This window comes from Lactococcus petauri (genome assembly GCF_002154895.1).
In the GTDB taxonomy this organism is placed as follows: domain Bacteria; phylum Bacillota; class Bacilli; order Lactobacillales; family Streptococcaceae; genus Lactococcus; species Lactococcus petauri.
Genome location: NZ_MUIZ01000002.1, coordinates 375561 through 397822, shown reverse-complemented (window position 1 = coordinate 397822; position 22262 = coordinate 375561). Strand labels below are relative to the sequence as shown.

23 protein-coding genes and 2 riboswitches are annotated in these 22262 nt (G+C 36.1%); of the genes, 20 read left to right on the top strand and 3 right to left on the bottom strand.

The genetic code is table 11. The features are described from left to right. Positions 1–14 precede the first annotated feature (14 nt). The 8 genes from cbpB to BZZ03_RS04485 all read left to right on the top strand — a co-directional run bounded on the left by cbpB (position 15) and on the right by BZZ03_RS04485 (position 7821). Complete coding sequence (gene cbpB, locus BZZ03_RS04520) at positions 15–479, top strand: cyclic-di-AMP-binding protein CbpB (protein WP_019294026.1); 465 nt, start codon at positions 15–17, stop codon at positions 477–479. Next, complete coding sequence (xerD, locus tag BZZ03_RS04515; protein WP_004257070.1) at positions 454–1164, top strand: site-specific tyrosine recombinase XerD; 711 nt, start codon at positions 454–456, stop codon at positions 1162–1164. Before cbpB ends, xerD begins: the two co-directional genes overlap by 26 nt. Beyond that, positions 1161–1901 (top strand): segregation/condensation protein A, encoded by a 741-nt coding sequence (locus tag BZZ03_RS04510; protein WP_019294024.1) that lies wholly within the window; start codon positions 1161–1163, stop codon positions 1899–1901. The genes xerD and BZZ03_RS04510 overlap by 4 nt, the downstream gene beginning before the upstream one ends. Continuing rightward, positions 1894–2463, top strand: coding sequence for an SMC-Scp complex subunit ScpB (gene scpB / locus BZZ03_RS04505; RefSeq protein ID WP_086582690.1), 570 nt, complete (start codon positions 1894–1896; stop codon positions 2461–2463). The genes BZZ03_RS04510 and scpB overlap by 8 nt, the downstream gene beginning before the upstream one ends. After that, a complete protein-coding gene (locus BZZ03_RS04500) occupies positions 2450–3166 on the top strand; it encodes a pseudouridine synthase (protein ID WP_017369897.1) in 717 nt (238 codons plus the stop codon). The genes scpB and BZZ03_RS04500 overlap by 14 nt, the downstream gene beginning before the upstream one ends. Before the next feature lie 86 nt (positions 3167–3252). Further along, positions 3253–3350, top strand: a riboswitch (purine riboswitch). A 158-nt stretch (positions 3351–3508) separates the two neighbouring features. Continuing rightward, the gene (locus BZZ03_RS04495; RefSeq protein ID WP_019294022.1) at positions 3509–4102 is read left to right on the top strand and encodes a xanthine phosphoribosyltransferase; all 594 of its coding nucleotides are present in this window, start codon (positions 3509–3511) and stop codon (positions 4100–4102) included. A gap of 17 nt (positions 4103–4119) precedes the next feature. After that, positions 4120–5421, top strand: a complete 1302-nt coding sequence (locus BZZ03_RS04490; RefSeq protein WP_019294021.1) for a nucleobase:cation symporter-2 family protein — start codon at positions 4120–4122, stop codon at positions 5419–5421. A gap of 291 nt (positions 5422–5712) precedes the next feature. Beyond that, positions 5713–7821 (top strand): MucBP domain-containing protein, encoded by a 2109-nt coding sequence (locus tag BZZ03_RS04485; RefSeq protein WP_086582636.1) that lies wholly within the window; start codon positions 5713–5715, stop codon positions 7819–7821. 74 nt (positions 7822–7895) lie between these two features. Here the strand turns inward: BZZ03_RS04485 and BZZ03_RS04480 are convergent, their stop codons facing one another. Continuing rightward, positions 7896–8399, bottom strand: a complete 504-nt coding sequence (locus BZZ03_RS04480) for a tRNA (cytidine(34)-2'-O)-methyltransferase (RefSeq protein WP_086582635.1) — start codon at positions 8397–8399, stop codon at positions 7896–7898. A 488-nt stretch (positions 8400–8887) separates the two neighbouring features. On the opposite strand from BZZ03_RS04480, the gene BZZ03_RS04475 reads away from it, so the two are divergent. From BZZ03_RS04475 to glmS, 11 genes are all read left to right on the top strand, one after another. Then, the gene (locus BZZ03_RS04475) at positions 8888–9403 is read left to right on the top strand and encodes a dihydrofolate reductase (protein WP_019294017.1); all 516 of its coding nucleotides are present in this window, start codon (positions 8888–8890) and stop codon (positions 9401–9403) included. Then, on the top strand, positions 9400–9573 hold the full coding sequence (locus tag BZZ03_RS04470; RefSeq protein WP_014024827.1) for a hypothetical protein: 174 nt from the start codon (positions 9400–9402) through the stop codon (positions 9571–9573). Before BZZ03_RS04475 ends, BZZ03_RS04470 begins: the two co-directional genes overlap by 4 nt. A 31-nt stretch (positions 9574–9604) precedes the next feature. Continuing rightward, positions 9605–10843, top strand: coding sequence for an ATP-dependent Clp protease ATP-binding subunit ClpX (gene clpX / locus BZZ03_RS04465; protein WP_019294016.1), 1239 nt, complete (start codon positions 9605–9607; stop codon positions 10841–10843). A gap of 180 nt (positions 10844–11023) precedes the next feature. Then, positions 11024–11611: a ribosome biogenesis GTP-binding protein YihA/YsxC gene (yihA, locus tag BZZ03_RS04460; protein WP_019294015.1), complete on the top strand. Its 588-nt coding sequence runs from the start codon at positions 11024–11026 to the stop codon at positions 11609–11611. Then, complete coding sequence (gene folB / locus BZZ03_RS04455) at positions 11604–11951, top strand: dihydroneopterin aldolase (protein WP_086582634.1); 348 nt, start codon at positions 11604–11606, stop codon at positions 11949–11951. Before yihA ends, folB begins: the two co-directional genes overlap by 8 nt. A gap of 56 nt (positions 11952–12007) precedes the next feature. Continuing rightward, positions 12008–13057, top strand: a complete 1050-nt coding sequence (gene folE / locus BZZ03_RS04450) for a GTP cyclohydrolase I FolE (RefSeq protein WP_019294013.1) — start codon at positions 12008–12010, stop codon at positions 13055–13057. 1 nt (position 13058) lies between these two features. Beyond that, positions 13059–14132 (top strand): dihydropteroate synthase, encoded by a 1074-nt coding sequence (gene folP / locus BZZ03_RS04445; RefSeq protein WP_086582633.1) that lies wholly within the window; start codon positions 13059–13061, stop codon positions 14130–14132. Then, complete coding sequence (locus tag BZZ03_RS04440; protein WP_086582632.1) at positions 14132–14626, top strand: NUDIX domain-containing protein; 495 nt, start codon at positions 14132–14134, stop codon at positions 14624–14626. The genes folP and BZZ03_RS04440 overlap by 1 nt, the downstream gene beginning before the upstream one ends. Beyond that, a complete protein-coding gene (locus BZZ03_RS04435) occupies positions 14623–15909 on the top strand; it encodes a bifunctional folylpolyglutamate synthase/dihydrofolate synthase (protein WP_086582631.1) in 1287 nt (428 codons plus the stop codon). The genes BZZ03_RS04440 and BZZ03_RS04435 overlap by 4 nt, the downstream gene beginning before the upstream one ends. A gap of 39 nt (positions 15910–15948) precedes the next feature. After that, a complete protein-coding gene (locus tag BZZ03_RS04430; protein WP_086582630.1) occupies positions 15949–16587 on the top strand; it encodes a deoxynucleoside kinase in 639 nt (212 codons plus the stop codon). Positions 16588–16738: 151 nt separating this feature from the next. After that, entirely contained in the window at positions 16739–18556 is a 1818-nt protein-coding gene (gene glmS, locus BZZ03_RS04425) for a glutamine--fructose-6-phosphate transaminase (isomerizing) (RefSeq protein WP_086582629.1), read from the top strand. 32 nt (positions 18557–18588) lie between these two features. Here glmS and proC read toward each other — a convergent pair whose 3' ends face one another. Together proC and BZZ03_RS04415 are read right to left on the bottom strand one after the other, a co-directional pair. Then, positions 18589–19401: a pyrroline-5-carboxylate reductase gene (gene proC / locus BZZ03_RS04420; RefSeq protein WP_019299359.1), complete on the bottom strand. Its 813-nt coding sequence runs from the start codon at positions 19399–19401 to the stop codon at positions 18589–18591. Positions 19402–19447: 46 nt separating this feature from the next. Then, positions 19448–20455 carry a DMT family transporter gene (locus BZZ03_RS04415; protein WP_019299358.1) on the bottom strand — a complete coding sequence of 336 codons (1008 nt, stop codon included), beginning with the start codon at positions 20453–20455 and terminating at the stop codon, positions 19448–19450. Between the two features lie 141 nt (positions 20456–20596). On the opposite strand from BZZ03_RS04415, the gene BZZ03_RS04410 reads away from it, so the two are divergent. Further along, on the top strand, positions 20597–21559 hold the full coding sequence (locus BZZ03_RS04410; protein WP_019299357.1) for a helix-turn-helix domain-containing protein: 963 nt from the start codon (positions 20597–20599) through the stop codon (positions 21557–21559). A 399-nt stretch (positions 21560–21958) separates the two neighbouring features. Next, a riboswitch (M-box (ykoK) riboswitch) is annotated at positions 21959–22118 on the top strand. Positions 22119–22262 lie beyond the last annotated feature (144 nt).

Sequence of the window (22262 nt, the reverse complement as noted above, 5' to 3'; positions counted from 1 at the left end):
GAGGTAGAGTAAAAATGATTGATAAAGCTATTGAAAAATATTTCTTAGAACAAAGCGAAACTTTTATAAAAGATGCTGACGACGTAGCTATTTTATGTGACGAACATAATATTTCTCATGCAAAATTATTGCTCAGTCAGTATAAATATTCTAGAGTTCCTGTTCTCACTAAAGATAAAGAGTTTGTCGGCGTTTTAGGGCTTGCAGATATTGTCGAATTTGAGATGGGTGAAGATTTCTTTTATGAAAAATCGATGAATACACCTATATCAGAGATTGTGGACACTGAGATAGAAACAGTCTCCCCCTCAGCACCCTTGGAAGAAATCTTACATAAGTTGGTTAAAGAGCCTTTCTTGCCGGTAGTAAAAAGAACCGAGTTTGTGGGGATTATTGCACGTCAAGAAATTCTTAAAGCCATTAACGCTTTTGCCCATGAATTTAGTAAAAAATATGATATTATCGAACGAAATTCCTAATTTTTTAGAGAGTAAAAATTTCTCAGAAAATACCAAATCAAATTATCTTTATGATTTACGAAATTTTGCCGAGTTTTTTGAGAAAAGAACAATTTCTCGTGAGTCGCTCATGCTTTATCGTCAGTCTTTGAAAAAATTGGCTGTGGCAGCACAACGCCGCAAGATATCAAGTGCAAATCAGTTTCTTCTCTATCTTTACGATAAAAATTTATTGAAAGAATACCATAAAATTCAGCAAGTAAATGCACCAAAGAAAGAAGTAAAGAAAAAGTTAGAAATCAAGAACATGTCATCCGTTTACAAACCGGTGACTTCTCCTGGTCATTTTTTAGCATTTTTAATTCTTGAGTTTGGATTAACTTTTTCAGAAATACAGCACTTAAGGTGGGAAAATTTCAACTGGAAATTCCGAATTCTTACTGTTGAGAAGGCCGGCTTAAAGCGTGTTTTACCAATACGTGATAAGTTTGCACTTTATACCCAAAGAATAAACAATGCTGATGAATTGTTTACCAAATCACGTCAATTTCTTTATTTAGAACTAAAAAAATATACGGATTTAACAGCAAAAGAATTACGCGAACAATATATCTTACAACAAGTGCGGCTGGGTAAAACCGTATACGAATTAGCAGAAGCTCTAGGGCTATCTACAACAACTACTTTAGAGAAATACTATAAATGAGTGAAGAAATAAAGATAAAAATCAATGATTTTGAAGGTCCTTTAGATTTACTTTTGCACTTGGTTGGGCAATATAAAGTTGATATTTTTGAGGTGCCTTTGGTTCCGATTATTGAACAATATTTGAACTTTTTGAAGGCCATGAAAACATTAGAGTTGGAAATTGCCAGTGAATATATGGTCATGGCGAGTCAGTTAATGCTGATAAAGTCCCGTCGCCTTTTGCCTACAGTGGCCGAGGAATTCATCGAAGATACTGAACAGTTGGAACAAGATTTGCTGGCACAAATCGATGAGTATCGAAAATATAAAGCACTATCCGAAGATATTGCCCAGATGCATGAAGCTCGTAGTCAGTATTATTCCAAAGCCAAAACGGAAATTATTGGAGAAGATGCAGTACTTTTACAAGATCATAACAGTCTGGATTTATTTTTGGCTTTCAGTAATGTTTTAGCCTTACAAAAACAGTCTTTCACAGATGAGAATACAACAATAGAGGCAGAGAAATTCTCAATTTCCGATAAAATAGTGGAGTTATCCCGTTACTTTTTAAAGAAAAAGACGTGTAAGTTTAGTTCTCTGTTTTCGAAGAAGACATCGAAAGAAGAACTTTTGACCACTTTCATGGCTTTACTAGAGCTCATAAAAACACAACAAGTAACGTTTAAGCAGGAAGAAGTTTTTGGTGAAATTCTATTAGAAAGAGGACAAACGAAAGATGAACAATCTGAATAAAACAGCTACTTTGGAGCTGTTACTCTTTGTTACGGGTGAAGAAGGACTGGAGTTAAATCAATTATCAGAGCTTTCAGGCATGAGTAAGTTTGCTTGTGAACAACAAATTGAGCGCCTTATTGAGAAATATCAAGCCGATGAAGAATCTGCACTAACTATTATCGAAACAGCTGGGAAATATAAGTTAGCAACGAAAGATAGCTTTGCTGATATTCTTAAAAACTATGCGAAGACGCCACTAAATCAAAGTCTGTCCCGTTCTGCCTTAGAAGTACTTTCGATTATTGCCTACAAACAGCCGATTACGCGCCTAGAAATCGATCAATTACGTGGCGTCAACTCTAGTGGAGCGCTCTCAACACTGCGTGCTTATGATTTGGTCGAAAAAACAGGTACGCTTGAAGTTGTTGGTCGTCCAGGACTTTATGGAACAACAGAGTTCTTTTTAGATTATATTGGTATCAATGACTTGTCAGAGCTACCGGAAATAGATGAAAGCCAATTTATTGGCGAAAAACAAGTATTATTTAACGAAAATGAGGAATTAAATGCGAATCAATAAATTTTTGGCACATGCAGGTGTCGCCAGCCGACGTAAGGCAGAAGAACTTATTCTATCAGGAAAAGTTTCTGTCAACAACGTTACAATGACCAATCTGGGCTATCAAGTAGAATCAGGAGATATCGTTGAAGTCAACGGTGTAGCTGTTTATAACGAAGAACCGGTTTACTATATGCTTAACAAGCCACGTGGCTATATCTCAAGCTCAAGCGATGATAAGGGGCGCCAAACCGTTATGGATTTGCTCCCTTCAGGAAAGGAGCGCATTTATCCTGTCGGTCGTTTAGACTGGGACACAAGTGGACTCCTGTTGCTGACTAATGATGGAGAATTTACAAACTTGATGACACATCCGCGCCATGGTGTTGAAAAAGTTTATATCGCTAAGGTTGAAGGGCAAGCCAATAAGGAAAACTTGCGTCCTTTGACTTTAGGCATGACCATTGATGGGAAAAAAGTGAGCCCAGCACGTTATGAGATTATGAAGCAGGACAAAGCGAAAAACAGCTCGCTTGTTAGCTTGACAATCCATGAAGGACAAAATCATCAAGTTAAGAAAATGTTTGCTGCAGTTGGTTTGCCTGTCCAAAAACTTAGCCGTGTTCAATATGGACCATTAAGTTTAGATGGTTTAGTCCCTGGTCGCTACCGTCGCCTGACCAAAAAAGAAGTTTCACAATTGGTAAATGAAGCAAAAAAATAAGTAAATTCCGAACAATTCTGATGAATATTTGAAAAAATTTTATTTATTACGATATTTTCTTGCTAAAAATAATAAAATGCGATATACTGTATCAATATTAAAAATCTTATTTATGCTTAGGATATGGCTAAGTGTTTCTACCCTGCACCGTAAAGGCAGGACAATAAGAGGATTCTATTTGTACAGTCCTATCTTTAAATCGAAATTTTCATCGTTTACATTTAAAGGTCGTAAATAATATCTTCTTTTTGTCGTCTAGAAATACTCTACCTTATCGGGTAGAGTTTTTGTGCGTATTAGAGCCAAAGCCAGTCTTGAGTGATAAATGTTATAGGAGAAGTTATGAAGTTATTGGAAAATCGTATCGCAACTGATGGACAAGTTTTGGGAGACCAAGTATTAAAAGTGGACAGCTTCCTTACACATCAGGTCGATTATGAGTTGATGAAAGCGATTGGTGCACGCTTTGCTGAAGTTTACAAAGATAAAAATATCACTAAAGTTGTAACGATTGAAGCAAGCGGTATTGCACCAGCACTTTATGCAGCAGAAGCACTTGGTGTACCCATGGTTTTTGCTAAAAAATCCAAAAATATCACAATGAATGAAGAATTATTGACAACAGAGGTTTTTTCATTTACAAAACAAATTACTTCAACAGTTTCAATTTCTCGTAAATTTATCTCTTCTGAAGATACTGTTTTACTTGTAGATGACTTTTTAGCCAATGGTCAAGCTGCGCTTGGTCTCGAAGAGCTGATCAAACAGGCAGGCGCAAAAGTTGCTGGTATCGGTATTGTCATTGAAAAGAGTTTTCAAACCGGACGCGATCTATTGATGGAGAAAGGCTTAACAGTGACTTCTCTAGCCCGTATTGAAAAGTTTGAGTCAGGTCAAGTCGTCTTTGCGCCAGCAGATGATGCTGCTTGGGATTAAGAAGGAGAAGGGAAGAAATGTTTAATACAAAAAGACAAGCCAACGGACAAGCTGCAGTTTTAGGTTTGCAGCATTTACTCGCCATGTATTCAGGTTCAATACTTGTTCCTATTATGATTGCCTCAGCCCTCAATTATAGTGCTATGCAATTGACTTATTTGATTTCGGCCGATATTTTTATGTGTGGTTTGGCGACTTTGTTGCAATTAAAGATGACCAAAAACTTTGGGATTGGTCTTCCAGTGGTCTTGGGCGTTGCTTTTCAGTCCGTTGCCCCACTGATTATTATTGGTCAAAAACATGGTGATGGCGCGATGTTTGGTGCCTTAATTGCCTCAGGTATCTTCGTTATCGCTTTTGCAGGAGTTTTCTCTAAAATTCGTAAATTTTTCCCACCACTTGTTACTGGTTCAGTAATTACCACGATTGGTTTAACTTTGATTCCTGTTGCAGTAGGAAATATGGGTAATAACGAAGCAGCTCCAACAGCCAATAGTCTCTTGCTTGCGGGATTTACCATCTTGGTTATTGTCTTGGTAAATATCTTTGCAAAGGGCTTCATTCGTTCTATTGCTATCTTGATTGGTTTAGTTGCAGGAACAATTTTAGCAGCAAGCTTACATATGGTTGACTTCTCTGCGATCAATCAAGCGCCATGGGCCCACTTGCCGATTCCTTTCCGTATGGCAATGCCACGTTTTTATCTGGTTGACTGTTTGATGATGATTATTATCGCCATTGTTTCAATGGTCGAATCAACAGGTGTTTACTTAGCTTTGGCTGACTTGACAGGTGATGAATTATCTGAAAAACGTTTGCGTAACGGTTACCGCTCAGAAGGTCTTGCTGTTTTGCTTGGTGGAATTTTCAATACTTTCCCCTATACAGGTTTCTCACAAAACGTTGGATTAGTACAGTTATCAGGTATTAAATCACGTAAGCCTATTTATTTCACTGCTGGCTTTCTGATTGTTTTAGGTTTGATTCCTAAGTTTGCAGCAATTGCTCAACTTATTCCAGTTCCCGTACTCGGTGGAGCTATGCTTATCATGTTTGGAATGGTTGCCATGCAAGGTGTGAATATGCTTGGTACAGTAGATTACAAAGATAATCAAAACCTGCTTATCGTAGCTGTTTCAGTTGGGATGGGCGTTGGTTTTAACTCAAGTAACCTTTTTGTAAGTTTACCAAGCTGGGCACAAATCTTCCTTTCTAATGGAATTGTTGTAAGTACTGTTTCAGCTATCTTGCTTAATCTCGTTTTAAATTCAGAGCGTAAATCAAAAGTCAACTTAACTTCAACAGAATTCACACAGTAAGATGAAGGATATAAGAAAAACAGCCAGTTATAGCTAGCTGTTTTTTTCTATTCTGAGGTATAAAAAGCATATTTCAATAAAAGTACGGTTTTTCTAACACATCTCTTTTCACATAACCGATACATCTCCATTATACCTTTATCTTTTTATCTATGCAATAGCCCATGCATGATTTCCTATGATAAACTTCTGTTTAGAAAGGCTTTATTACCGGCATTGTCAAGTTTTTTTGTTTCCAACAAACCGTACTTTTTCGCGCAAACGAAATATCAAGGGAAATTGGATTAATATATGAAAAAATTGACTCATGCAATCGCTTTAAGCACAATAGTGTTGGGAGCTATCTCACCCACATTACAAGTTATTGCTGAAACCCCAAAAGTAGAAGAAACCCAAGAAGTAACCCCAGAGGCTTCACCAGAAAATGTTGAAGTTCAGGCAAGCTCAAGTGATATCGCAGCAGGAACTTTTGGGACAGCACCGTGGAGAATTGATTCATCAGGTGTGTTACACATTGGAGCTGGAACATTTTCTGACACACCGGTGAACCAAAATGGCGCAAGACTGAGTCCCTGGTATCAATGGAGCAAGCAGATAACAAGTATTCGTTTTGAAGGCGACGTTGTTGCTGGAAATATACTAAGTAATTTATTTGATTATTTAACGAATGTCACTAGTATTGATGGTATTGAAAGACTTAATACCTCTCATACCACTGAGATGCAACGGGTGTTTGGAGGTTGTGCGAGCTTGACAAGTCTTGACTTGACTTCTTGGGATGTATCCAATGTTACAACGATATTTTCTTTTCTTAATGGTGCGACAAATATGGAATCATTAAATGTTTCCAATTGGAACGTTTCAAATATGATTGCCATTACTTATGCTTTTTCAGAGATGCCCAAATTAAAGGAACTAGATTTGTCTCAGTGGCGACTTACTCCTTTATATTCTGCACAAGGTGTATTTATGGGAGATTCTTCTTTGGAAGCTCTTGATCTTTCAGGTTTTGATATGACACAATTAGAAAAATCATGGATAACAGGCTATGAGATGTCACGTTTTTTCCAAAATACAACTTCTTTAAAGGTGCTAAAACTTAGCGATAAATTCCGTTTTTGGGTTACGGATAGTGTCAACGTGGAGCTTCCAGAAATTTCAGCAAATAATCAATACACAGGGAAGTGGCAAAATGTTGGGACAGGTTCGCTTTCGCATCCGCAAGGAGCAGATGTTTGGACAAGTAAGCAACTCACTCAGAACTTCAATTCCAATGCTAAAAGCGATACCTATGTATGGCAACCTTACACCATAGCAGCAGGGAATGTGACTGTGAAGTATGTAGATACAGAAGGCACTCCTATCGCCGAAGATGTCATAAAATCAGGAAATATTGGAGAAACTTATACAACAGAACAAAAAGATATCCCAGGTTACACTTTCAAGGAAGTACAAGGTAATCCCTCTGGTAAATTTACAGATCAACATCAAACTGTCACGTATGTTTATGAGCAACACAAAGATAAATCAACAGTTATTGTACATGACTCAGAACTAACAGTTGGTGATCCATGGAAATCAGAAGATAACTTTGACAGTGCCACAGATTATTATGGAAATGCGATTCCTTTTTCAGATATAAATGTTGAAGGGCAAGTCGATACGACAAAAGCAGGAACTTATAAAGTCACGTATACCAGGTTTGTACCTAATTTCTTTTCAAACTCTGAAAATCAAGGCACATATTCTGCTGTAGCCACAATTACTGTAAAAGAAGCTCAACCTGTAAAAGGTGGTGATATTACTGTAAAATTCGTGGACATAGAAGGCAATAAAATTTCTGATGATGTGATAAAAGCAGGAAATATTGGAGAAGCGTATACGACAGAGCAAAAAGATATTCTAGGCTATACATTTAAAGAAGTTCAAGGTGATGCATCAGGTAAGTTCACTGATCAAGCCCAAACTGTCACTTATGTTTATACTAAGAATGAACTTCCTCATGTAACTGGAACTGTCCTTGTCCAATATGTAGATACGAATGGCCAGTCAATTTCGGAAGACGTTGTAAAATCAGGAATTGTTGGAGAAGGTTATAGCACTGAAAAGAAAGATATCAAAGGTTATACTTTCAAAGAAGTTCGTGGTAATGCTACAGGTCATTATACAGACCAAGTACAAACTGTAAGTTATATCTATACAAAAAATAAGACGATTTCTCAAGCAACTGAAACTCCTAAAGGTGGAGAAAAAGATCAAGTAGCTTTAGCAAAGCAAAAATTTTTGCCCAAGGCAGGTGAAAATGAAAATATGACTCTAATCAATTTTATTTTAGGACTGACTTTCTTGGTTTTAGCTCTGTTTGGGCTTACACTTCGTCTCAAGAAAATTAATAAATAATAAAAAACGGAAGTTACACGCTATAACTTCCGTTTTTCTTTAAATTTTTATCTTTCAACTAAGAAAGAGTAAATTTATTTTAGTTTGTCATTTTCATAAGTATGTTTAAGCTCCAAACCAGAAAATTCTTGCTGACGAAGCGCTTCATAGACAATCATACAAGCAGTGTTAGAAAGATTTAGACTACGTACATGTTCATCATTCATTGGAATGCGAATACATTTTTCAGCATTTTCTCGCATAAAGTCTTCTGGTAAACCAGTATCCTCTCGTCCAAAGAGGAAATAATAGTCTTCTGAAGTTTCCGTATAATCAACATCTGAATATACTTGATCCGCAAACTTACTAACTAAAAATAGTTTCCCATCTACGTGATTGATAAAATCATCCAGATTTTTGTGATAAACAATGTTGACCTGATCCCAATAGTCCAATCCAGCTCTTTTGAGATTTTTATCGGTAATTTCAAAGCCGAAAGGCTCAATCAAATGTAAGGTAGTGTTAGTAGCTGCGCAAGTGCGTGCAATATTTCCAGTGTTAAAATGGATACGTGGTTCGAAAAGTGCAATATGATTCATAATTTTCTCCATTCCGTTTTTGTAAGGGTTTTACATTTTTACAAAAATAAAAACTAGGTAGCTCGGAGTATGGTCTCAGCGAGCAGCCTAGTTGGGGGACTAATTTGCTTTAATCATAACAGGGTTGATTGAAACAAATTAATTGATAGAGTAATCTTAACACATCTTTAAGGAAAAGTAAAGGAAATAATGGAAATTTTTTTCATTTTTTTCCGAATAAGAAAAATTAAAGTAAAAAAAGGTGTTTTTTGGTATAATAGGAAAGGTAATTCTATCCCTCAAAGCAGAAAAAAGCTTCTGAGAGAACAGCGAGAGATTAACTGTTTAAACGGTTAATAAATAAGGTCTTGAAGGATTCTTTATGAATTTCATCAGCTATTTGTGTATGAAATAGATGGCCTTAAAATCCCAAAAGAAAGGAACATCTTTGTTTAAAAGGATGATTGGCTTTTCAAAGCAATTGAAGAAAAGCACGTAGGTGAAATAAAATGATTTACGCTATCTGGGCAGAAGATGAGAAAAAAGTGATTGGCATTGATGGTCATTTACCTTGGCGTTTACCTGCTGAACTCGAACATTTTAAAAAGACAACTTATCATCAAGTGATTTTGATGGGCCGCAAAACCTTTGAAGGCATGAATAAGCGCGTGCTTCCTGGACGTATCACTATCGTCCTTACACGAGATGAAGCTTACCCTAAAGAAGATAATGAACGTGTCTTAATCATGCATAGTGTATCCGAAGTTATAGAATGGTATAATAATCAAGAGCGTGATTTATATATCATTGGCGGATCAGAGATGTTCCTTCTTTTCGAAAAGGAGCTATCAGCGCTCTATAAAACGGTTGTTCATGGAGAATTTGCGGGGGATACATATTTCCCTGATACGTTTGATTTTTCGAAGTATGCGAAGGTGTCAGCGGATTATCACAAAAAAGACGAGCAAAATCCTTATGACTTTACCGTAGAAAAATATGAGCGGAAGGAGAAACAAAAGCCGTGACAAAATCTATTTTTGGCTTATTTACCGCTGTTTTATGCGCAATATGTGTAATACTTGCACTGCAATGCTTCCGCAAAAAACGCTGGGGCTTAGGAACTATTTTTCTTCTTAATGCCTTTACGAATATTGTAAATTCCATTCATGCTTTTTTTGGAACTTTATTTTCCTAAAAATGTTTAAAATCTAGAAAAAGAGAAATAAATGTCTAACGATACAAAAGAAAACGAAAATATATATTGTTCATTCTGTGGCAAGAGCCAACCAGAAGTAAAGAAACTTATCGCCGGTGTCGGTGTTTATATTTGTGACGAATGTGTGGAGCTATCAAGCCATTTGATTGAAGAAGAGATGCGCGAGGAAATGGCTCAAGAATTTGAAACCACTCCTGTAATGACCCCAAGAGAAATGTTGGATCATCTGAATGGTTATGTTATCGGGCAAGAGCGTGCAAAACGTGCACTTGCGGTTGCTGTTTATAATCATTACAAACGCATCAACTTTACAGGTCAAGATGACGAAGAAGTTGAACTTCAAAAGTCTAATATCTTATTGATTGGTCCTACAGGTTCAGGGAAAACTTTTTTGGCACAAACTTTAGCTAAGTCGCTTAATGTTCCTTTTGCTATTGCTGATGCTACAAGTTTGACAGAAGCAGGCTATGTGGGTGAAGATGTTGAAAATATCTTGCTCAAACTGCTGCAAGCTAGTGATTTCAATATTGAACGTGCTGAGCGTGGTATCATCTACATTGATGAAATTGATAAAATTGCTAAAAAATCAGAAAATGTTTCTATCACTCGTGACGTTTCCGGTGAAGGTGTACAACAAGCCCTCTTAAAAATTATCGAAGGTACAGTTGCCAGCGTTCCCCCACAAGGTGGGCGTAAACATCCTAACCAAGAGATGATTCAAATTGATACTAAAAACATTCTCTTCATTGTAGGCGGAGCCTTTGACGGTATTGAAGAAATTGTCAAACAACGCTTAGGTGAGAAAATTATCGGCTTTGGCACAAATAATAAGGCCTTGTCTGACAATGAATCTTATATGCAAGAAATCATTGCTGAAGATATCCAAACTTTCGGATTGATTCCTGAATTTATTGGACGGTTGCCTGTAGTTGCTGCGCTTGAACGTTTGACAGAAGCTGATCTTATCAGTATCTTGACCGAGCCTAAAAACGCACTTATCAAGCAATACAAGCAGTTGTTAAGCTATGACAATGTGGAACTGGAATTTGAGGATGCAGCTTTGCATGCCATTGCTGAGAAAGCTATCGAACGTAAAACAGGTGCACGTGGCTTACGTTCAATCATTGAAGAAGTGATGATGGATATCATGTTTGAAATACCAAGTCATGATAATATTGAAAAAGTGATTATTACGGAAGCAGCTGTGCGTGATAAAGCAGAAGCAGAAATCATTTATATTCAAAAATAAAAAACAGAAAATCATGAGTGCTCATGGTTTTCTTGTTATTATCATTGATTTACCTTTAGTAAATCAATGATAATAGACAGGGAGAGATGTGATTTGTGAACCTTCTTCCCTAAAAAAGACTTTAAATAAACCTTGCGCAACTATCTAAAATAGTTTGACACACAAGGAAAGAGAGAAATAATGAAAATAAACCCTAATAATTTACAACTGACTATTTCAGCAGCCTCTGCCAAGCAATATCCAGAGACAGACATGCCGGAAATTGCTCTTGCTGGTCGCTCTAACGTTGGAAAATCAAGCTTTATCAATACCTTATTAAACCGTAAGAACTTTGCGCGTACCTCAAGTTCGCCAGGTAAAACGCAGCTCCTAAATTTTTACAATGTAGATGATACGGTTCATTTGGTAGACGTTCCAGGATACGGCTATGCACGTGTTTCGAAAAAAGAGCGTGAAAAGTTCGGTAAGATGATTGAAGAATATCTCACTACAGCGCCTAATCTTAAAGCGGTGGTCGCTCTCGTTGATTTACGACACGAACCATCTGAAGATGACAAGCTGATGTACACTTTTTTGAAATTCTATGATATTCCCGTAATTTTAGTTGCAACAAAGGCCGACAAAATTCCACGCGGTAAATGGAACAAGCATGTCTCAGTGATAAAAAAAGCCTTGCAATTTGACAGCACAGATGATTTTGTAATCTTTTCTAGTTTTGATAAAACAGGAATCGAGGAGGCTTGGAAAGCCATTGAACAATATGTATAAGATTAAGATTAACAATATGAAGTTCTTTTCACATATCGGTGTTTTACCTGAAGAAAAGATCTTAGGGCAAAATTTAGAAATTGACTTGATTGTTACCACGAATTTTTCCTACTCTGGTTTAGATGAGCTTGACAAAACTTTGAGTTATGTTGCTTTTTATGAGAGTATCGCGGAAATAATTGAAGTCTCACGTGCAGATTTGATTGAAAAGTTGGCTTTCGATATCATTCAAGCCATTAAACAAAACAATAAAGTGAAAACAGTAGAAGTACATATCCGCAAATTGGCTGTACCTATTGCAGGAATCTTTGACAATGTCGAAATTGAAATGGTCGGTTAAAATATTTAACTTTTAGAAAATATTTACGGCTTTCTAAGGGGGGAAGCAAGAAAGTGATGCAAACGGTTTATTTGAGTTTAGGGAGCAATATTGGAGACAAGCAAGCTTACTTGCAAGATGCGGTAAGCTTATTGGGACAGGATTCGGCCATTTTAATAGATAGAAGATCAAAGTTTTATCAAACCTCACCTGTCGGGGGAGTGGAGCAAGATGACTTTGTCAATATGGCCTTGAAGATTTCAACGACACTTGAAGCTAGCCAGCTATTGGAGCTTATTCATAAAATCGAAGCCAAATTAAATCGTGTTCGCAAAATTCATTGGGGACCACGCACGATAGATATCGATATTTTATTTTACGGAAACGAACAAATTTTAGAGGAAGATTTGATGGTTCCGCACAAAGAAGTCTTTAATCGCCTTTTTGTTCTTGTGCCACTTTTGGAAATTTTAGAGCCTGGTTTCTCATACGAGCAACAAGTGAAACAAGCTATTGAAAAGCTCAAGGATACTGAACAAGAAATAGTAGAAATTCCGACGGAAAAGCCCGCTAGAAAACGTATTGAGCTTGCTGTACGAGAAATTCTCTCAGCTGTTGGTGAAGATCCTGAACGGGAAGGACTCTTAGAAACGCCAGAACGTGTAGCTAAAATGTATGAAGAAATTCTCTCTTCACAAAAATTAACGCAATTTGAGGAGTATAAACTCTTTAAAATTGAAAAAACAGACCAGGATCAAACTATCTTAATCAAGGACATTCCCTTTTACTCGATGTGCGAACATCACATGTTGCCTTTCTTTGGTAAGGCAAACGTAGCCTATATCCCTAAAGATGGCAATATTATTGGCTTAAGCAAGATACCGCGCTTGGTCAACTACGTTTCGCATAAACTTTCAGTACAAGAGAACATTACGCGAGACATAGCGGAAATCTTAAATGATATCTTAGAGCCAAAAGGTGTTGCAGTTGTTGTCGAAGCGCGTCATATGTGTGTGGAAATGCGTGGTGTTAAAAAAGGAAATTCCCAAACAAAAACCTCTTTCTTCATGGGTGAATTTGAAGAAAGCAGAGAAACACGTCTCGAATTTTTAGAAAGCTTGAATTAAAATGAAAATCATTGAAAAAAACACTGATTGTTTTTCTCTGAAGCACATCTCTATCTGTTTTACTGAGATGAGCAGCCAAGAAAAAGCTAAATTGGGTAATCTTTTGTACCGTGTAAGAGCAAAAGTTCTCGTAGACAATCATGATTTGCTGACTTTTTTAACGATTTATGAATTGGCGGATTTGATTAAGGCTTGGCCTACATCTCAGGAAAAATTGGATTTGGAGCGCATTTTTAAACGTCATCAGATTATTTGGTCAGGACAGAATTTCTCTTTTGATTTGACTTTGGATCCGATTGTTTATTCTATTGTCAATGTCACACCAGATTCATTCTATGATGGTGCAGAAGAAAATCTCAATTTGGATTTTATCCTACAACGAGTAGAACAGGATTTACAAGAGGGGGCACAAGTCATTGAACTTGGAGGAAAGTCTTCTCGTCCAGGTTACGCAGATATTTCGCCAGAAGAAGAATGTCAACGTCTCGCTCAGCCCTTGCAGAGTATTCGTAAGGCATTTCCGGAAGCAGTTATCGCTATAGACACTGATGAAGCCTATGTTATGCAGCGTGTACTGGATGCAGGTGCAGATATTATTAATGATATTGATGGTTTTGATACACCTGAAAAACTACAGTTGATGCAAGAATATCAACCGGCTTTGGTTGCTATGAATAATGGTCGAGCAGGTATGCATTACGCAGATAATGTTTATCAAGAACTGCCAGTCTATTTTACAGAGAAACAGAAAGAATTAAATCAACTTGACATTGCGAATGCACAAATATGTGTAGACCCAGGCGTTGGTTTTTCAGGCGGAGCAACAGGAATTGACTCTTTACAGCGCCTAAAAACGACTGAACTATTGACTTGCCTAGGTTTGCCGGTGATGGTCGCAATCTCTCGTAAATCTTTTATGACCAATCTTATGAATATGGAAGTAGATGAGCGTCTTTTATCAACATTGATTCTTGAAAATCAAATGATGATGGATGGTGGGCGTGTCCTACGTGTACATGATGTTGCAGCAACACGACGTTTAATTGATAATTTTAAAATATACCAAAAATACTAATGTATAATGATTTGATACGTGAACTTTCTGTTTTAGAAAGTTCTAAAAAACAAGAACAGGTAATTGCTCTTTTACGCAATAAAAAAGGACTTGAAGGAAAACAGAATCCGGATTTGCAACTATCAGCATCTGCTGTCGTTTTTAAAGGGGAGAAAATGTATTTTATCGAGCATCCCTATCAAAAAGAACTCTTACTGCCTGCTGGACATGTCGAAGAAGGGGAAAAACCCTATGAGACGGCAAAGCGTGAATTCCATGAAGAAACAGGTCTGACAGCTGATACACAACGTCTTATAGATGTGAATCTTATTAATATTCCCTATAATGCGGTTAAGGAAGAAAAAGCACATCAGCACATAGATTTTCGTTATCTCCTTAAATTGCGGGATGAGCCTTCTGAACTGGCAGAGCTGCCTGTTTTTTTGCTTTCCAAAACAGAGGCACCTGAGGAATTTAAAAAGTATTTTCTAGAAGGGAAAACAAGCCTAACATGACTATCGAAACAGCACTAGAATGGATACATTCTCGTCTTAAATTTAATATCCGTCCAGGATTGACACGAATTGAAGCCTTGCTCAAATTGCTTGGAAACCCTGAAAAAGAGTTATCAATGATTCATGTTGCTGGTACAAATGGCAAAGGTTCAACTGTTGCTTTTACCAGAGGTATTCTGGAGCAGTTGGACTTGACTGTAGCTACTTTTACCAGTCCTTTTATTGCGACTTTTGGCGAACGGATGGCGATTAATGGTCATCCTATTCCTGATGACAAACTTATCATGTATGTTGAGCAACTAAAACCATTCGTAGAAGAAATGGATAAGGATGAAAGCCTTGCTGGCATCACAGAATTTGAAATTATTACCGCTCTGGCTTTTCGCTATTTTGCAGACGAACACGTTGATGTAGCTTTGATAGAAGTAGGCTTAGGGGGACTTTTAGATAGTACTAATGTCATTCAACCTGTAGCAACTGCAATTACAACAATTGGCATGGACCATATGGATATCTTAGGGGATACCCTAGAAAAGATAGCTGCCCAAAAGGCAGGAATCATTAAGCCGAATACACCCTTGGTGACAGGGAAAATAGCAGACGAAGCTCTAGCTGTTATTGCGCAAACAGCTCAAAAAAATCAAGCGCAGCATTATCAATACGGTATTGATTATCAGGTAGAAATCCTTGAAAATGAGCGATTTAATTACAAGGATGATGAAATTCACTTGCTCAACTTGGAAAAAGCCTTACTTGGTCTTCATCAAATAGATAATGCAGGGCTTGCTGTTAAACTTACTATGGTTTACGCGCAGAAAGTAGGATTATCACTTTCAGAAGAAGCAATCAGAAAGGGCTTAAAAAGAACTTTCTGGCCAGCGCGCATGGAAGAAATCAGCCGAGCTCCTTTAACACTACTTGATGGGGCGCATAATGTACATGCCATGCAACGACTCTTGGAAAACTTAAAAAATGAATTTTCAGGTCGTAAAATTACGATTCTCTTTTCAGCTCTGGTCACAAAAGATATTACTGAAATGATTAAAATGTTGCAAACTGTTGATAATTCTGAGCTTATTTTGACAACTTTTGATTATCCGAAAGCTTTAAAATTAGAAGATTTTACTTACTTAAAAAAAGAAAATGTAGCATTGGCTGAAGATTGGAAGAGTACATTTTCAGCATTAAAAGCAAATCTACAGAAAGACGATGTACTTTTAATGACCGGTTCTTTGTATTTCATGTCTCAAATTAGGGCATACATCTTAGAGTCAGAGCGATAAAAAAAACAGTCCTTGATGGACTTTAGGAGGAAGAAAACTGTGATTGTTTTAGCAGGAACAATAGGAGCTGGAAAATCAAGCTTAGCAAAAGCTTTAGGGGAGCATCTTGGAACAGATGTTTACTATGAGGCAGTAGATAATAATCCGGTTCTTGATTTGTATTATCAAGATCCAAAAAAGTATGCTTTTTTGTTACAAATCTATTTTTTGAACAAGCGTTTTGAATCAATCAAAATGGCTTATACTCAAGAGAATAATGTCCTTGACCGGTCAATTTTTGAAGACGAACTTTTCCTAACTCTAAACTATAAAAATGGCAATGTTACCAAAACAGAGTTGGAAATCTATCAGAACTTGCTCAGTAATATGCTCGAGGAAATGGAAGGAATGCCTAAAAAGCGGCCTGACTTACTTGTTTATATTGATGTGAGCTTTGAAACAATGCTTTCCCGGATTGCGCAACGTGGTCGCAGTTTTGAACAGGTTGACGATCAGCCTGAATTAAAAGCATATTATCATCAAGTTCACGAAGAATACCCGTCTTGGTATGAAAATTATGATGTGTCACCTAAAATACGGATTAATGGAGACGCACTTGACTTCGTAAATAATGCAGAAGATCTCGAAAAGGTACTTACAGAAATAGATAAAGCATTATTCAAATTACAATTAAAGTAAATCGGAAGATTTATTTTTTTTACTTAATAAAAACTATACCAATTAATGATTTATTATTCTTGACAAATACAAAACATTGTATTATCATATTCTTATTGACGAAAAATAAAGAAAAAGCTAACTATACCAATTAGCTTATGGAGAAATTAATATGTGTGGTATCGTAGGAGTTGTCGGAAATCGTAATGCAACAGACATTCTAATGCAAGGTCTTGAAAAACTTGAATACCGTGGTTATGATTCAGCAGGAATCTTTGTTGCTGATGGTACCGGACAAGCGAATCTTGTAAAATCTGTAGGTCGCATTGCAGATTTAGAGGCAAAAACAGGTGATAACGTTACAGGATCAACAGGGATTGGTCATACACGTTGGGCGACCCATGGTAAACCAACTGAAGATAACGCGCATCCTCATACTTCTACTTCAGGACGTTTCGTTTTAGTACATAATGGTGTAATTGAAAACTTCTCCGAAATCAGAGAAGAATATCTCGCTAAAGATACATTTAAAGGTCAAACAGACACAGAAGTTGCTGTCCATCTCATCGCTAAGTTTGCAGAAGAAGAAGGACTTTCTGTACTTGAAGCATTTAAAAAAGCACTCTCTATTATTGAAGGTTCTTATGCTTTTGCTCTTATGGATGCTGAAGATGCTGATGTAGTCTATGTTGCGAAAAATAAATCTCCTTTACTTATCGGCTTGGGAGACGGCTACAATATGGTGTGTTCTGATGCCATGGCGATGATTCGTGAAACATCTGAATTTATGGAAATTCATGACAAAGAACTGGTTATCTTAACTAAAGATAAGGCTGAAGTCATGGATTATGAAGGAAATAAGATTGAGCGCCAAAGCTACACAGCAGAACTTGATCTTTCTGACATTGGTAAAGGAACATATCCTTACTACATGCTCAAAGAAATTGATGAACAACCAACAGTAATGCGTAAATTGGTCTCAACTTATGCCGATCAAGACGGACAATTAACTGTTGATACGGATATTGTTAAAGCAGTTCAAGAAGCAGATCGCATTTATATTATTGCGGCAGGAACGTCACTTCATGCAGGTTATGCTTCAAAACAAATCCTTGAAGAGCTGACAAATACACCAGTTGAGCTTGGCGTGGCTTCTGAGTGGGGTTACGGTATGCCATTATTGAGTAAAAACCCTTTGTTCATCTTCCTTTCACAATCTGGTGAAACAGCAGATAGTCGTCAGGTATTGGTAAAAGTAAATGAACTTGGTCATCCAAGTTTAACAGTTACAAATGTTCCTGGTTCTACATTGTCACGTGAAGCAACATACACAATGTTAATTGGTGCTGGACCTGAGATTTCGGTTGCTTCTACAAAAGCTTATACTGGACAAATTGCAACCCTCGCTTTCTTAGCAAAAGCTGTAGGTGATGCAGACCAAAATCCTAAGTCGCTTTCTTTTGACTTGGTTAAAGAAATTTCACTCGTGGCTCAATCTATTGAAGCTACATTGTCAGAAAAGGACTTGATTTCCGACGTAGTAGCTAAGCTTTTATCAGAAGCACGAAATGCTTTCTATATTGGTCGCAAGCAAGACTACTTTGTCTCTATGGAAGCCAGCTTGAAATTAAAAGAGATTTCATATATCCAATGTGAAGGCTTTGCTGCTGGAGAACTCAAACACGGAACAATTTCTTTGATTGAAAATGGTACACCTGTTATTGCACTGATTTCAAATAACGAGGAAGTTGCAGCACACACCCGTGGAAACGTTATGGAAACAGTGGCACGTGGGGCTTCAGCAATTACGATTGTCGAAGAAGCTGTAGCGCGTGAAGACGATGATATCGTTATCAATAACGTTCATCCTTATCTTTCAGCGATATCAATGGTGGTACCCACACAGCTTATCGCTTACTACGCAACTGTCCAACGTGGATTGGATGTTGATAAACCTCGGAACCTCGCAAAGGCAGTGACTGTTGAATAATAAAAAAGTGGATTTTATTAATCCACTTTTTATTATTTGTTATTCATTTCTTGATCTTTAATAATAGTTGCATCTATTCCTTTAACAACAGTTGAAATAAATGACTCATCTTCTAGTGCCATTAAACCAGCAATAGTTGTACCACCTGGCGAGCATACTCTATCAATCAGTGTCCAGGGATTTTCTTTACTTTCAATAAGCATAGCTGCACTTCCCAAAACAGCCTGGGCAGCAATTTCATTACATAAATCTTTTGGAAGACCATTTTTTACTCCAGCCCTTGAGATACTGTCAATAAACAAGTAGGCATATGCTGGTGAACTTCCTGCTAATGCTGTAAAGTTAGAAAAATCTTTTTCAGGAAGTGACCAAGCTAATCCAACTGATTTAAACATTTCTAAAGTTGAGTTGATATGTTCATTACTGGTAAATGTGTTACCACAAACAGCAGCAGCACCTTTACCGATCATAGCGTTCACATTTGGCATCACACGGATAATAGGAATTTTATCATTAGTATTCAAAAAGTTATAAATCTTCTGAGTAGGTGTCCCTGCTGCTATTGAGATTAACAAAGGCTTTGCTTCTATTATCATTTTTCTATTTTCTGTCAGTATTTTCTCAATAATATTAGGCTTTACTGAAAGCACAACAGTATCTACAGAAGAAATAAGTTCTGAAGTTGAAGCACATACATTTGTATTGTTTTCTTTTGAAAAAATGTTGACTTTTTCAGTCATCACATCAAAAAGGTAAATGTCTGTGCTTGCGACAAAATTATTTTTTATAATGCCTTTTATGATGGCAGAAGCCATATTTCCAGTTCCGATAAATCCAATTTTCATAGTTTCTTCTTTCTGTTATTTATTATTTTTTTAGTTAGAGTTTCTCTTACAAATTATTGCTTTTAAGTTTTCTGGTTTCTTTATGTCTTTCTAACTTTTTAAATTGTGAAGGACGATTGATTAGAACAATAGAGAGACAAACTAAAATCAAGCCAATGGCAAGAGAAGTAGTAAAATGCTCTCCAAGAAGTACGGCGAGAATACTACCCGAAATTGGCATAATAAATTTATAAACAGTTATTTCTCCAAGATTTGCGTATTGGGCTGCCCAATACCATAAACTAAAGGGAATAGCAGATGCAGCAGCAAGTATTATTAGTAGAATTATACCAGTAGCAGTCCAATTTATTGCTGATAAACGTCCCCCCATTAAAAAACCGATTATATAAAGAAACAGAGAACCAATAATTAAATTCCAACCTGTCATTACGAAAGAATTTAGAGATGACCCAATTTTTTTAGCAAGCATAGTTGCTAATGCAGCAAGCAAACCATATATAAGCATAAAACCTTCTCCAGTAATAGAAAAAGAAAACATGTCACTAATATGTGTTCCGCCATTTAACTGAGAAATAATTAACCCGATAAAACCAATAACAAGTCCTAAGATTTTGCTGGTGCTTAATTTATCATTTTGATATGCAAAGTGAGCAAGGATTGCTGCAAAAAAAATTGTTGACTGTGCTAAAATTGTTGAATTTATTGTCGAAGTTATATTTACATTACCAATATTAAAAAAGAAATAGGCTGCTGTCGTAGAAACTAACCCCATTAGTATAACTTCTTTCCATTGAGTTTTATTAACTTCTAGTATATTTTTTTTGATGATTTTAGCAAATATGAGTGTCATGATTCCTGCTATAAAAAAACGAAGACTAATAGTTGCAAGAACTTGTCCGAGATAATTACTTCCCAATAAATCAGGAACTATTCCCATCTCTATGTTCATGACTTTAATAAGTTTAAATGGTGTTCCCCAAATTATGTTTGCAATAACTGCAGCAATTGCAATTGTAGCAGCTTTCGGGGCATTTTTTTTGAGTGTTTCACTCATGTGTTTTCCTCCAATTTCCATTGTTTGTTTTTTCACAATAAAAATAAATACAATATTTATTATAATGAATAGCTTGCAAAATTAAAATCTGTCATATATACTTTTATTAGTAGGTTATTTTAAGATTTTAGAGGAGTTATTATGTATAAAGTGTCTGGAGAAGATTTTACACATTTTTGGTTTTTTTTAGAAACTTTAGACTGTTATATTAAAAGTGAGTCAGGTATGATTGATGAGCTGAAGAGTTTTGATGAAGATTTAAGACGAGAAATCGCTGCTTTAGTCTGTCAAAATACATCAGGTAGGCTTACATATACAGCTCCTTATATAAGAATTATATATGTACTTAAGGGAAGCGTTGCTGTATATTTAGATAATAAAAAATTTTTATATAATGAAGGGATGCTCATTTTAGCAAATAAAAGTACAAAAATTGAATATCAAGAACTATCCTCAGAAACGGTAGTTACTGGATTTTATTTTAAATTAAATTATTTTAATAATAGCTTACTCAATCAATTTATAGAAGAGTCAATGCTTTACAGATTTTTTGTGGAAAGTACTTCGTATGATACTGAAAATGTTAGTCATTATTTTATTTATCAATTTAGTACTATGGATGATGTGCATTTTTATATTCTATCTTTACTAAAACAAGTAGTAAAGATGTGTTATTTTAATAATAAGTTAACTAAAGCTGCTTTTGTTCTACTAATTGTTGAGATGAGTCAAATGACAGATAGTTGCTTGTGTTTACATGACTCGGATATCTCTAATAATGTCCTAGCTAAGGAAATCTTAAATTTTATAGAAAATAATATCCGTACGGTTAGTTTAGAAAATATTTCTCAAAAATTTCACTTTCACCCCAATTATTTATCAGCATTAATAAAAAAAGAGACGGGATGTAGTTATTCGGAGTGGCTAATAAAATTCCGTATAGATTATGCTAAGAAATATTTATCACAAACAGATTTATCTGTGCAACAAATTATTGAAGAAGTTGGTTATTCTGATAAAACTTATTTTTTTAAACTTTTTAAAGAACACGTTAATATGACCCCTGGTGCTTATAGAAAATATATTCGAAAAAAAAATAATTAAAATAAAGAAACAAAAAAATTTTTTGAAATAAAAAGGCAAATATACCTTGCCTTTTTTATTAAATATATTATATCTTTATTTTACCTCTGGTGGTTGTTCTAAGTCAGTTTTTCGAGATATGTAAGACCAGTAGTATCATATTAATATAGATGATTATTATAATAATGGTACTCGAAAAGTATAATCTTGTCATAATTCTTAATATTTCTATAGAAATATTAAGAATTATGACTATATAGACACTTTCTAATAAAAAGGTCATAAATCAATGAGAGTTACAACATAGTTATATGACTTTTTGATAACGAAATACTTAAATTTAGTTAAAACTAAATTTACTTTTCATTTGACAAATAAAAAGTAAAAATATACAATAACCATGTTATGTGATTTTTAATACATAACTTTCGGTAGGTGAGGCTACCATAGGGATACGGGTTGCTGCCGCAGAGTCGTGGAGACACGATGAGAGGGCCAACAGTTCATGTCGAAAAACAAGGCATGGAATAGTGCAACAACATTGCCCTATGGAGCTAAAGCTTGAACGATGACATGAAATTAATCTTTGCTATCTTTTTAGCTTATTATTTTTCTCAGGAATTATTTCCTTGTCTACGTTCAAGCACGTAGGCAAGGTTTTTTATTTGGAGAGGAGGTGAGAACATATGGACCCTGAAAGTATTAGCAGCCCTGACCCCATAAG